12 protein-coding genes are annotated in these 12,263 nt (G+C 40.8%); all 12 read right to left on the bottom strand.

What is annotated here, in order from left to right; all coding sequences use genetic code 11:
• Nucleotides 1–143: 143 nt before the first annotated feature.
• The gene (locus ACYSNU_RS12525; protein WP_461737556.1) at nucleotides 144–761 is read right to left on the bottom strand and encodes a TetR family transcriptional regulator; all 618 of its coding nucleotides are present in this window, start codon (nucleotides 759–761) and stop codon (nucleotides 144–146) included.
• 41 nt (nucleotides 762–802) lie between these two features.
• Nucleotides 803–2,110, bottom strand: coding sequence for an FADH(2)-oxidizing methylenetetrahydrofolate--tRNA-(uracil(54)-C(5))-methyltransferase TrmFO (gene trmFO / locus ACYSNU_RS12520; protein ID WP_461737555.1), 1,308 nt, complete (start codon nucleotides 2,108–2,110; stop codon nucleotides 803–805).
• Between the two features lie 94 nt (nucleotides 2,111–2,204).
• The gene (gene topA / locus ACYSNU_RS12515) at nucleotides 2,205–4,280 is read right to left on the bottom strand and encodes a type I DNA topoisomerase (protein WP_461737554.1); all 2,076 of its coding nucleotides are present in this window, start codon (nucleotides 4,278–4,280) and stop codon (nucleotides 2,205–2,207) included.
• 162 nt (nucleotides 4,281–4,442) lie between these two features.
• Nucleotides 4,443–5,303, bottom strand: a complete 861-nt coding sequence (gene dprA / locus ACYSNU_RS12510) for a DNA-processing protein DprA (RefSeq protein WP_461737553.1) — start codon at nucleotides 5,301–5,303, stop codon at nucleotides 4,443–4,445.
• A gap of 60 nt (nucleotides 5,304–5,363) precedes the next feature.
• A complete protein-coding gene (locus tag ACYSNU_RS12505; protein ID WP_461737552.1) occupies nucleotides 5,364–6,134 on the bottom strand; it encodes a ribonuclease HII in 771 nt (256 codons plus the stop codon).
• Nucleotides 6,127–6,996: a ribosome biogenesis GTPase YlqF gene (gene ylqF / locus ACYSNU_RS12500; protein WP_461737551.1), complete on the bottom strand. Its 870-nt coding sequence runs from the start codon at nucleotides 6,994–6,996 to the stop codon at nucleotides 6,127–6,129. Before ylqF ends, ACYSNU_RS12505 begins: the two co-directional genes overlap by 8 nt.
• A 446-nt stretch (nucleotides 6,997–7,442) precedes the next feature.
• Nucleotides 7,443–8,477, bottom strand: coding sequence for a zinc-dependent alcohol dehydrogenase family protein (locus ACYSNU_RS12495; RefSeq protein ID WP_461737550.1), 1,035 nt, complete (start codon nucleotides 8,475–8,477; stop codon nucleotides 7,443–7,445).
• An 88-nt stretch (nucleotides 8,478–8,565) separates the two neighbouring features.
• The gene (locus ACYSNU_RS12490; RefSeq protein ID WP_461737549.1) at nucleotides 8,566–9,204 is read right to left on the bottom strand and encodes an NAD(P)H-binding protein; all 639 of its coding nucleotides are present in this window, start codon (nucleotides 9,202–9,204) and stop codon (nucleotides 8,566–8,568) included.
• A 52-nt stretch (nucleotides 9,205–9,256) separates the two neighbouring features.
• Nucleotides 9,257–9,964 (bottom strand): flavodoxin, encoded by a 708-nt coding sequence (locus ACYSNU_RS12485; RefSeq protein ID WP_461737548.1) that lies wholly within the window; start codon nucleotides 9,962–9,964, stop codon nucleotides 9,257–9,259.
• Between the two features lie 106 nt (nucleotides 9,965–10,070).
• Complete coding sequence (locus ACYSNU_RS12480) at nucleotides 10,071–10,904, bottom strand: SDR family oxidoreductase (RefSeq protein ID WP_461737547.1); 834 nt, start codon at nucleotides 10,902–10,904, stop codon at nucleotides 10,071–10,073.
• Between the two features lie 18 nt (nucleotides 10,905–10,922).
• The gene (locus ACYSNU_RS12475) at nucleotides 10,923–11,300 is read right to left on the bottom strand and encodes a MerR family transcriptional regulator (protein WP_461737546.1); all 378 of its coding nucleotides are present in this window, start codon (nucleotides 11,298–11,300) and stop codon (nucleotides 10,923–10,925) included.
• Between the two features lie 53 nt (nucleotides 11,301–11,353).
• A complete protein-coding gene (locus ACYSNU_RS12470; protein WP_461737545.1) occupies nucleotides 11,354–12,103 on the bottom strand; it encodes a carboxymuconolactone decarboxylase family protein in 750 nt (249 codons plus the stop codon).
• Nucleotides 12,104–12,263 lie beyond the last annotated feature (160 nt).

Below are 12,263 nucleotides of genomic sequence, written 5' to 3'. Positions count from 1 at the left end.
TAGAAAACAATTTAATTGTCAGAATTAAACTCTCATATAAAACAATTCTAAATATTTTTACGATTTATGCAAATTATTTTTAAAAAAAGAAAGAGTCCTCCCGTTAGCAAACAGGAAAACTCTTGCAAAAATTATTTAGTCGTTTATTTTTTTACGCCGTTTTCAATCCATAAAAGCCGCTGGCGAAATTGCGCCTTAGTTTTTTCTGACGGTTGATGCATAATCAGATGCTGTTTGATTAGCTGATGCATAATATCCATAATAAAATTGACCAGCTCTTGGTATTCGCGACCATTCGTCAGCTTTAAATCCCGCGTATTTATCAGAGTGAAAAACTGCTTTTGAATGCCAACTTCTTGGGTTTCCCCATTCGGCGGCGTTGTCAGGACCTGCTGATCTAGTTCAACTTCGCCATTAAGCATCATAACTTTGAAATAGCCTTGGTAATGGGAGCTGTCGACACTTTTTAAAAAATCTAAGAAAAACATTTCCAGCGCCAAAAATAAATCGCCTTTGGTGTTTTCAAGCGCCGTGAAAATTAAGTTATGGGCATCGACTTTAATCTGCTGATAGGTCCACTGAAATAAGTCATCGACGTTTTCAAAATACTTATAAAAAGCGCCACGGGAAATATCGGCTTGTTTAATAATTTCAGAAACCTTTGCCTCCCGCAACGGCGTATTTGAAAATACGCCGACTGCCGCTTTAAAAATCCGCTCTTGTTTTTCCTTCGATAAATTAAAAAAAGTTGTCTTTGGCATACAATCCCTCTGCTTTTCTTAAATTCTTTTTACAAACTCGCTTATTCAGCTGTTGTCGTCATATCTGCGACTGCATTTAAAGCCCGCTCAGCTAAAGCCGCATAGCGTTCTTTTTTATCGCGAATTCTTTCCGGCAATTCAGGGAACAAGCCAAAGTTGGCGTTCATCGGTTGGAAATGTTTGCCAGCTGCATGGGTAATGTAATAGGCCATGGAACCGATAGCGGATTCCTGCGGCATTTCAATTGGCGCCAAACCTTTTGCGAGACGAGCGGCGTTAGTCCCAGCCAATAAACCACTAGCAGCACTTTCCACATAACCCTCGACACCTGTCATTTGTCCGGCAAAAAATAAATCATCCCGCTTAACTGATTGATAAGTTGGCTTCAATAGCTCTGGTGAATTCATAAAGCTATTGCGGTGCATCACGCCATAGCGGACAAATTCGGCATTTTCTAAACCAGGAATCATTTGGAAAACACGTTTTTGTTCTCCCCACTTCAAATGGGTTTGAAAACCAACAATATTGTATAAAGAAGCAGCCGCATTATCTTGGCGCAATTGAATGACAGCATATGGTCGTTTGCCGGTCTTGGGGTCTTCTAAGCCGACTGGTTTCATCGGACCAAAGAGCATCGTTTTAAAGCCCCGCTCGGCCATCACTTCAATTGGCATACAGCCTTCAAAATATTTTTCTTTTTCAAATTCTCGCAGTGGCACAACCTCAGCTGCCACCAAAGCTTCATGGAAGGCTTTAAACTCTTCTTCAGTCATTGGACAATTTAGATAGGCAGCTTCCCCTTTATCATAGCGGGATTTCAGATAAACCTTGTCCATATCAATCGTATTTTTATCAATAATTGGCGCAGCGGCATCGTAAAAATAAAAGCCATCTGAGCCGTTAAAGTCTTTGATTGCTTGGCTCAATCCTTCAGAAGTCAATGGGCCTGTCGCAATAACAGTAATCCCTTCTGGAATCTCAGTTATTTCTTCATTGACCACCGTGACAAGTGGATGATTTTTCACCCGGTTGGTAATCATTTCAGAAAAAGTATCTCGATCGACTGCTAACGCACCACCAGCGGGAACCGCTGTTGCATCAGCCGAAGTGATGACCACTGAATTTAACCGGCGCATTTCTTCTTTTAAGACGCCGACCGCATTGGCCAAGCTATTGCCCCGCAAAGAGTTTGAGCAGACTAACTCTGCGAAATTTTCCGTTTGGTGCGCCGGTGTTTGTTTGACCGGACGCATTTCAATTAAACGGACGGGTACGCCGCTTTCGGCAATTTGCCAAGCAGCTTCACTGCCGGCCAGACCCGCTCCGATGACATTTACAGTTGGATACATCTTTTTCCCTCGCTTTAAAAATAAAATTGGTACATGTTCACTGATTGTATCATATCGAAACAATTTGTGAAATGCACCAATTTTAACTTATATTTTATTTTTGTACGTCTTCTTCGTAGTCTCCGTTGATACAGACGACTTGTTTGCCACCCTTAACTTTTTTTTCAACGAGATACTTGCCACATTTTGGACAATCCCGACCGACTGGTTTATCCCAAGAGGTGAAATCACAATCAGGATAACGAGTACAGCCGTAGAACAAACGATTTTTTTTCGACTTGCGTTCGACAACCTGACCTTCATGACAGACGGGACAGGTCACGCCGATTTCTTTAATAATCGGCTTGGTGTTGCGGCAATCAGGAAAATTGCTGCAGGCGTAAAACTTGCCGTAACGACCGAGTTTAATCACCATTGGATGGCCACAAACATCACAGTCAAAACCAGCTGGCTCATCTTTAATTTGAATTTTTTCAATTTTTTCTTCCGCTGTTGTCAGCTCTTTTTCAAAAGGTCCGTAGAAGCGGTCAATGACTTTGACCCATTCCTCCTTGCCCTCTTCAACACTATCCAAATCAGATTCCATCGAAGCCGTGAAATGAACATCGACAATATTCGGGAAAAATTCGACGATTAATGAATTGACGATTTCCCCTAGCTCAGAAGGCTCAAAGCGTTTTTGCGTGAGCTTCACATAATAGCGGCGTTGAATGGTATCTAAAGTTGGTGCATAAGTTGACGGACGGCCGACACCATTTTCCTCCAGCGTTCTGATGAGCGTCGCTTCACTGAAACGCGCAGGTGGCTGGGTAAAATGTTGTTTCGGTTCGATGTCTACTGATTGAACAATATCACCTTCGACTAAATCCGGTAAGATATTATCTTTTTCTTCCTTACCATCATCGCGACCTTCGACATAGACCTTCATGAAGCCTTGGAATTTCACCTTAGACCCATTAGCGATAAAAATGACATCATTTTGGTTAAGAGTCACCTTCATCGTGTCTAAAATCGCCGGTGTCATTTGACTAGCGACAAAGCGAGACCAAATCAAAGAATACAATTTCATCTGGTCTTTGTCTAAATATTTTTCCATTTCCTGCGGTGTCCGCAGGGTGCTTGAAGGCCGAATCGCTTCATGGGCATCTTGAGCCCCTTGAGCATTTTTAGTTTTCCGTTGACCATGGGCTGAAAATTCTTTGCCGTAAGTCGTTTCGATAAACTCTGCGGCTTCTTCCTTCGCACTGTCGGCAATCCGTGTCGAGTCCGTCCGCATATAAGTGATTAATCCGACAGAAGTCCGACCGATTTTAATTCCTTCATACAGCTGTTGAGCCACCATCATAGTTTTGCGGGTTCTAAAGTTTAGCTTGCGGGCCGCTTCTTGTTGCAGACTACTTGTGGTAAAAGGCAACGCTGGATTGCGTTTGCGCTCTTTTTTCTCAACTTTGGTAACATCAAAGTCTTTACCGGTAATCCGTTGGGTCACTTCTTTAACACTCTCAGCATTTGGTAATTTTTTCTTTTTGCCGTCCATGCCCCAAAAGTTTGCCTTAAATTTTTTCTTTAATTTTTGGAAATTACCATCGACACTCCAATATTCTTCTGGAATGAAATCACGAATTTCCTGCTCTCGGTCAATAATCATCTTTAAGGCAATTGACTGCACCCGGCCAGCACTCAGGCCTTTTTTAACTTTACGCCATAAAATTGGACTAATTGAATAGCCAACAATCCGGTCTAAAACCCGGCGAGCTTGTTGGGCATCCACTAAATCTAAGTCAATCGCCCGTGGTTCTTTAAAGGCTGCTTTAACGGCATCTTTAGTAATTTCATTAAAGACTACCCGATTTTTATCTTTTAAATCAAGACCTAACAGAAATGCCAAATGCCAAGCAATGGCTTCCCCTTCTCTATCCGGGTCACTTGCGAGATAAACTTTTTCAGCTTTTTTAGCTGCAGACTTCAAGCCTTTGATGACATCGCCTTTACCACGAATCGAAATATAATGGGGTTCAAAATTATTTTCAAAATCGACTCCCATTTTACTTTTTGGTAAATCTCGGACGTGTCCGACGCTGGCCACAACCTTATAATTTTTCCCCAAATATTTTTCAATTGTTTTTGCCTTAGCTGGTGATTCCACGATAACTAAGTATTTATAAGCCATATATTGGGCTACCTCTTTTCTTTTTCTTCTATTATATAGAGCACCTGGAAGACATGTTACAAATCGTAGCCTATGATAGCGATTGAAAAAACATTTGTCAAGGAGAGAAAATTTGCTGAAGAAAAATACAGCTTCTTTTTTTAACTATTTTCGAGAATTTTTTTACAAGTATGGCGTTAGCTCATCCAAAATATCTTGAGTCGAAATCACACATTTTGCGCCTTCTTGAATTAGCTGCAGACAGCCAGTGGCCCGGGGATTATCACAGGCTCCCGGAAAAGCAAAAACTTCCCGACCAAAGTCTAAAGCCATCTGTGCCGTAATCAGTGAACCGCTGCGTTGTCTTGCTTCGACAACGCAAGTCCCCACGGTTAATCCGGCGATAATTCGATTGCGCATTGGAAAATGATAGCGTAGCGGCTGAGTGCCATCAGGGTATTCAGATAAAATCAGATGTTCCTCTGCTAATTTCTTTTGCAAATAATAATTTTCCTTGGGATAGGTTCGATCCAAACCGCAGCCGACGACCGCAATCGTTCGCCCCTGTTTGGTTACCGTCAGTTTATGGGCTAGACTATCGACACCTTTAGCTAAGCCGCTGACAATTGTAAAATTATGTTCAATCAATTCCGGCAATACTTGCTGGACAACTTTGCCAGCCTGTTCAGAGGCATCCCGCGTACCGACAATTGCCAGAGCCGGCGTTTTTAAAAAATCCAAATTGCCTTGATAAAAAAGCAAGCTTGGCGGATTATAAATTTCCTGCAAAAATAAAGGATACTCTTCATCCAAAATTGTAAAAAAAGGTCGCTGATTCTTTTCCGCCATAATTTGTGCTTTGAGCCAAGAATCGTAAAAATCCAAACGATACTTCTCAATCCGAGCAATCCGCTGAATCTCATACAAACTCAACTGAGTCGTCTCATTCGCTAGACAAAAACGCAGGACCTTAAGCCGACCAAGATTGCCAATTCCTCTACAATAAACCAGCCTTAACATTAATTTCTTTAATTCCTTTAACATAAAAAAACCTCTTTTCTGAAATACTTTCAATAGTATTCGCAGAAAAAAGATTCTTTCATCTTACATATCCTTAATAGGCGCAAAACTGCGGCGGTGAATTGCCGTGATACCGAATTTTTCTAAACCAGCTAAGTGTTCTTTTGTGCCATAGCCGGCATTTTTTTCAAAGCCGTAGCCGGGGTAAACTTCCGCAAACTCCTGCATCATTTGATCCCGTGTTTCCTTGGCAACAATACTTGCCGCTGCAATCGAAATCGAGCGGGCATCCCCTTTAATTAAATTTTCTTGGGGAAGATTATTGGCAAGTTTCATGGCATCGATTAATAAAAAATCAGGCTGCGGTTCTAACTGATCAATTGCCGCCTGCATCGCCAGCTTCGTCGCTTCATAAATATTGACCTGATCAATTACCTCCGCTTCAATGATACCGACACCGATTGCGACAGCTTGTTTTTTTATTTCTAATAAAAGTGCCGCTCTCTTTTGCTGGGAAAGCTGTTTGGAATCGTTGATGCCAATTAAATTGGCATCTGATGTTAAAATGACTGCCGCACTCACCACTGGGCCAGCTAAAGGACCACGGCCGACCTCATCAATCCCAGCAATATACTTGTAGCCCTTGAGGTAAGCCCGCTTTTCAAACTCCTGCATTTTTTGATAATTTTCAATAAGCTGCGCTTCTTTAGCCAACCGATTTTGCCATTGGTTAAGGGCTGTTTGAACGCCTTTGCGGGAATCATCTTGCCAGAGCTGGATACGATTGTCATTTACATCAGAAATCTCAGCTAATTGTTTTTTTATTTCTGCAATTAAGGTTGGCTTCTCAGTCATTTGCTTCACCAAATTCTTCGTAGCGATCTAACGTATAACCGCCTAATTTGCCCCCGCGAATTTCATGGACAATCATCTCACTACCCCGTTCAAAGTCATCACGAAAGCCTCTTTTTTTGGTAATCAGCATCAGCTGTTCAACTGGTGCCAAAAAAATTTCTTCTTCTGAAAAATTATAACGTTCCTGCAAACGTTCCGGATAAAATCGGCTAAAAAATTCCAAGCCATAAAGGGCCATATCATCCAGATGAATCAATTGGTCTTTGATGGCTCCTGTTAAGGCCATTTTTTTTCCAATCTCGGCATCTTCAAACTTCGGCCATAAAATTCCCGGCGTATCTAATAATTCTAAATCAGTACCCATCCGCAGCCATTGCTGACCCTTCGTGACCCCAGGTTTGTTCCCTGTCACGGCAATTTTTTTACCAACTAAACGATTCATCAGAGTGGACTTGCCAACATTTGGAATACCGATGACCATCGCCCGAATCGCCCGAGGCTTTAGTCCCCGCGCTTTATCTCTAGCAATTTTTTCAGCCAAGGCTTCTTTAGCAGTCGGAATAATTTTTTTAGTCCCTTGATTATCCTGAGCATTAATTGCTAAGGCCTTGGCCCCTTGATTTTTAAAATACTGAACCCACAGCTGAGTCTGTTTAGGGTCCGCTAAATCCGCTTTATTTAACAAGACTAACCGAGGTTTTTGCTGAATAATTTGGTCCAACATCGGATTTCTTGAAGATAACGGTAGCCGGGCATCCACCAGCTCAAAGACAATATCTACATATTTTAATTTTTCAGAGACTTCCCGCCGTGCTTTGGCCATGTGACCGGGAAACCATTGTATTGTTACTTCATTACTCATTATTGATTTTTCTCCTTATTTTATAAACTTTCATATGTTAAAAAGCTTTCATCCATTTCGCCATGCAGCATTATTTTGCACTGAAGATTTCTCAAACAAGCTGCCTTCATGCTTTCTACAATTTCAATTGTTTACTATTTTTAATCCACTCATTATTTTAAGCGAAAATTCATTTCATTTCCACTTTCATTTCCTTTAATACGCCCCATTGTAGCAAAATAAATAGCATTATCGAGCTGCTAATTTTTATAATTTTCCAAAATCTTATGTGAATTGTATTGATAAAATTCTTGGCTTTTTTCCCCATTCTAATTGTCACCTATTAATGATTCGCTACACTGAAGAGCTGCCCAAGCAAAAAACACCCATCAAAATTGATTTTGACAGGTGTTTTTGATAATCGCTTATTTTGCGTTTATATTTAAAAAGAGAGTCACAGTTTGACTTTAATTATCCATCACCAACAAAGATTTTATCGCAATCCGTTCATCCATCGCAGCATAAGCAGCTTGCACATCGTCTAAAGCAAATTGTTTGTTGAATACTTTACCGGGATTAATCTCGCCTTTCAAAACGGCCTCTAATAAAATGGCTCGATCATGAGTTGTTACAGCCGCAACACCGCCTCGCAAGCCAATATTACGCCAGAAGAGTGCGTTTGTATCTAACTCATCAATATGAGGCACCCCTACCCGGCCTACAACTGCTCCAGGACGACCAACTTTCACGGCTGTTTCGATGGATTCTTTCGTTCCAACACATTCTAAAACAGCATCGGCACCAGCTTCAGTTAATTCCATAATTTTGTTCACCGCATCTTCACCACGTTCAGCGACAATATCGGTTGCTCCAAACTCAATCGCTAATTGTTGACGATCTTCATGCCGGCTCATGGCGATAATTCTTTTGGCGCCTAATAATTTTGCTCCAATAACACCACAGAGACCAACAGCACCATCACCCATCACCACCACGGTGTCGCCTTCCTTGACTTCCGCAGTTTTGGCTGCATGGAAACCAGTCGCCATTACATCTGCTAAAGCTTGGAAAGATTTTAACATGTCATCGGAATAATCCTCAGGTTGACGAGGGATTTTTACTAGTGCCCAGTTAGCACTGACATAGCGAATATATTCTGCTTGGAAACTGCTTGAGCCAGCTGAATGAGTCAGACAATCACCGTCAAAACCTGCAAGACAAGCGGCGCAATGACCGCATCCATGAGTAAATGGCACAATTACAAAATCGCCAACTTTAACGTTTGTAACATCTTCACTGACTTCTTCGACAACACCGATGGCTTCATGTCCTGCTGTACTCCCTTTTTCTTTATCAGAAATCCCACGGTACCACCATAAATCTGAACCACAAACACTGGCTCTCACGACACGAATGATCGCTTGGTCTGGCCCATTAATTTCTGGTTTTTTAATGTCTTGAATTTCCATTTTTCCTGGTTCTACAAAAATTGTTGCCTTCATAATTGATTCTCTCCATTCATTTTTAATATAAAATCTGTTATACAAGTTTCATTTTAGTGTAATAGGCTTTATTCCGCTCATTCTATTTTTAATAAAATGATGGTTTAGGAAAATCTGTATTGGGTTCACTGACTTCTAAACTAGTATTTTTGTATGTGTCTAAATCTTTTAGAATATCCATTACTAATTGCGTCACCGCTTCTCTAGAGACTTCCGCTCCAATGAAAGGCTCACCCTCTTGACTAATAGCGTACTGTACATTTCCAGGTTCGCTATATAACCAGGTTAAACGCAACAGAGAATAATTCAAACCAGAATTTTCGATAATTTCTGCCGCTTCTTTATGCCGATGTGTACCTTCTGCTCCAACCATGCGGGCATTCCATTTGCCAAACTCACCAATTACTTCATCATAAATCCCCAGAAATGTGGCGCCAATTATCCAAGGTACATTTTGCTTTTTCATAGCTGCGACAATTGTTCCCGTTGCCTTCGGTGAATTCATATCATTCAGATAAACAACATCTACCCCGTTCATAGCGGCTTCCAGTTGTTCTTGCTTGTTAAAATCCCCTGAAACAATTGTTACTCTACTTGGATCAACATTCTTAATACGACTTTCTGCCTGACGCGCATATAAGACTAAATCATCTGTTGTCTCTTGCAGTAATCTCGTAGTCAACATTTTAGAAATTTGACCTGCTGCACCTAAAATTAATAGTTTCATAGACGTTGGCCTCCATTTTCCTTTGATAATTTAAATTTTCAATGAAATCTTTTTAATACGAAATGTTTTCTAACCAATCGTTGACCCGATTGCTCGCTTCATCCTGTTCTTCCTGAACCATTTGACCCCGAATGGTAAAACCATCTAAAACAGTCGCATCCGGTTGTGCTGTTTGAACGCTGGAAATGGTACTAGCCAAGTTACTACCTTCATTGGTAGAAAATGGAATGATGGTTTTTCCAGAAAAATCATAGGTTTCTAAAAAGGTATACATGGCCATCGGCATATCCGCCCACCAAATGGGATACCCCAGATAAATTACATCATACTGTTCAGGATTTTCAATGGTTGTCGCAAGTTCAGGGCGTGCGTTAGCAGTCCGCTCCTCTTGGGCAATCTCCGTCATCGAATCGTAACTTTCGGGATAGGTTTCCACCGTTTCAATCTGAAATAAGTCTCCACCAACTTGATCATGAATCATTTCAGCCAATAGTTCGGTATTACCTCTCTCAACATACCCTACGTTATAATTTTCACCCGATCGGGAAAAGAAGGCTACGAGAATCGTTTCATCTGTGGCTGGAGTCGGCTGATTCCTGCTGGAAGCTTCAGTACTTTGCTGGCTACTATTTTGCGACTCAGCCACTTGTGTGTTACTTGAGTTAGACATTGTACCTCTGGAAGCCCCACTATCTGAAGAGCATCCACTTAAAGCGCCTAACAAAAAAACACCACCCATTAGTCCAAAAATTTTTCTCATCTGATTCTCCTCTAGTCTGATTATTAAATTTGCTAGTTATCACACCAAATCTGCTTAATTTTTTGAAACAGGCTCGAATTTTGTAAAAATTTTTAAACGGTTGCTTTTACTCCACAATATCTGTTGACGCGGCTAAATCTGTTTGCGTTTTAAAATCTGCCACTCGTTTTTCAAGGGTGTCAATCGTGGCATTTAAAGCCACACTGCCAAGCACCATCCGTAATGGTGCAGGTTCAATCTCAACGCTGTCGATAATTTTCTCTGCCATTTTTTCTGGATCTCCAGGCGCTAAACCATTTGCGGGATCTAACATAGATAAAAAAGCATGAGCGGGATTGCCATTGTATTCTGGAATTAATTTGGCAACTTGAGCGGAACCATAACGGAATTCAGTCCGAGCGCCACCAGGTTCCACAATTGTCATCCCAATGTTAAATGGTGCTACTTCTTGAGCAACCGATTCGACAAATCCTTCAATGCCCCATTTCGTTGAGTGATACATGGAATTTCCAGCAAAAGCCACTTGACCACCATAAGTCGACATTTGAATAATCCGACCGTGACCTTGTTTTCTCATATGGGGTAAGACTGCACGAATCATTTGAATGGAACCCGTTAAATTCGTCGCAATAATATGATTGACTTCTTCATCACTCAATTCTTCTGCGGCACCAAATAATCCATAACCAGCATTGTTAATCAAGACATCTATTTGTTTGTCATGGGCATAAATTTTTTCAATTAATTCTTGAATCGCCTTTTGATCGGTCACATCCAAATATTTTCTAAAAAAAGTATCGGGATATTCTTTGATTAGATGTTGAACATTTTTATCATTGCGGACAGTGCCTATGACCGTTTCCCCTCTAGCTAATAATTGTTTGGTCATTTCATACCCAAAACCACTGCTAACGCCGGTAATTAAATAAGTTTTTGACATGTGTTTTTCCTCCATTTTTTAAGCGTAAACTGCTTCAGTTTCGCCTTCTAATGCTTCAATATTTGCCATCCGAAAAGCAATGGCTGTCATCGATGCTTGCATTTCGTTAATTTTATCTTGTAAACTTGCCTGTTGTTCCGCCAAGATTGCTTTTCGTTCATTGAGAGTTGCATCGCCACCCTCATCATACAACTTGATATAACGAATACTGGCATCAATCGATAACCCGCAGTCTCGCATTTCTTTGGCAAAACGCAACCAACATAAATCATCAGGAGTGAAGTTGCGAACACCATTTTCGTTGCGGGAGACGGGTGACACCAAACCAATTTTTTCATAATAACGGATAGTGTCAGGTGTTAACTGCAGTGTTAAGCTGGCTTCTTTAATGTTCATGAAAATCGCTCCTTTATGATGTTGGTTGTAGTAAGAATTGTTTAAACTCAAATTTATTTTGCGGCGGCATTGACACACGCCAGTGCATTTAAACTTCTGGGATACCCGATAAATGGCAAAACCTGTGAGATGATTTTAATTAAAAATTCCTTGTCATTGCCAATTCGCATATTGGTTTTTGAATGGGAAGTCAATTGTGGCTCACAACCGCCTTGAGCTAGCAGAAAACAAAAAGTAATCATTTCCCGCTCTTGATGAGTCAATCCATTTCTGGTGTAGTAGTCTCCAAAACAATTATCCGTCAACCATTTATTAATATGGCGAGATTCTTCTGGGCCGCTGGTCGCAAAATTTTCCATTTGCGGGCCAACGATAGTCACCAATGTTTCGCCACCTTTGACTAAGCGATTTTCGGTTGTGGTAGTTGCTTGTCCTTCAAGGGGTAGCGGAATCCCAAGTGATTCAAAAATTTGATTGCTGGCTTTTAGAAACGGAAACACTCGGCCAATTCCTAAATAAGCGACGCTTTGATAGACAATTTCTTTAATTTCAATTGGTGTGACACCAAAGTTCAGAGCAGCAGGGACCATTGCTTTAAACTCATCTATACTTTGAGAGCCCAATAATGTCGCTAAAATTGCCATAAATCGTGTTTTATCATCTAAATCCACTTCTTCAATGACCTCATCAAAAGCAAAATTGTCAAAGCGTTCAATAAATTCCGGATCGGTTCTTAAAAAATCTGAGACATAGCCGGGAAACATTTTTTCGTGGAACTCTTGGGCATTTTGGGTTAACTTCATTTTATTTTCCTCATTTCATTTGTTGTTCTCTACATGGATTAATATAGATGCCAAACAATAATGGAACAATTTGTCTTTCTTATCTCATGGATAAGTTTTACTAATGCAAAAAAACCTGTGAGTTGTTCCCACAGGCCGTAATTTATATTCAAAATGCAAT

It is taken from the genome of Enterococcus sp. LJL120, assembly GCF_054871765.1.
Note: the sequence above shows the minus strand (reverse complement) of the source record. Positions and strands in the feature narration are given on the sequence as shown.

What these genes read in the sequence shown, in the direction of transcription:
- ACYSNU_RS12485 (WP_461737548.1), bottom strand. Translation starts at nt 9,964, where the DNA reads ATGAGAAAAATTTTTGGACTAATGGGTGGTGTTTTTTTGTTAGGCGCT.
- dprA (WP_461737553.1), bottom strand. Translation starts at nt 5,303, where the DNA reads ATGTTAAAGGAATTAAAGAAATTAATGTTAAGGCTGGTTTATTGTAGA.
- ACYSNU_RS12475 (WP_461737546.1), bottom strand. Translation starts at nt 11,300, where the DNA reads ATGAACATTAAAGAAGCCAGCTTAACACTGCAGTTAACACCTGACACT.
- topA (WP_461737554.1), bottom strand. Translation starts at nt 4,280, where the DNA reads ATGGCTTATAAATACTTAGTTATCGTGGAATCACCAGCTAAGGCAAAA.
- ylqF (WP_461737551.1), bottom strand. Translation starts at nt 6,996, where the DNA reads ATGAGTAATGAAGTAACAATACAATGGTTTCCCGGTCACATGGCCAAA.
- ACYSNU_RS12495 (WP_461737550.1), bottom strand. Translation starts at nt 8,477, where the DNA reads ATGAAGGCAACAATTTTTGTAGAACCAGGAAAAATGGAAATTCAAGAC.
- ACYSNU_RS12505 (WP_461737552.1), bottom strand. Translation starts at nt 6,134, where the DNA reads ATGACTGAGAAGCCAACCTTAATTGCAGAAATAAAAAAACAATTAGCT.
- trmFO (WP_461737555.1), bottom strand. Translation starts at nt 2,110, where the DNA reads ATGTATCCAACTGTAAATGTCATCGGAGCGGGTCTGGCCGGCAGTGAA.
- ACYSNU_RS12480 (WP_461737547.1), bottom strand. Translation starts at nt 10,904, where the DNA reads ATGTCAAAAACTTATTTAATTACCGGCGTTAGCAGTGGTTTTGGGTAT.
- ACYSNU_RS12525 (WP_461737556.1), bottom strand. Translation starts at nt 761, where the DNA reads ATGCCAAAGACAACTTTTTTTAATTTATCGAAGGAAAAACAAGAGCGG.
- ACYSNU_RS12490 (WP_461737549.1), bottom strand. Translation starts at nt 9,204, where the DNA reads ATGAAACTATTAATTTTAGGTGCAGCAGGTCAAATTTCTAAAATGTTG.
- ACYSNU_RS12470 (WP_461737545.1), bottom strand. Translation starts at nt 12,103, where the DNA reads ATGAAGTTAACCCAAAATGCCCAAGAGTTCCACGAAAAAATGTTTCCC.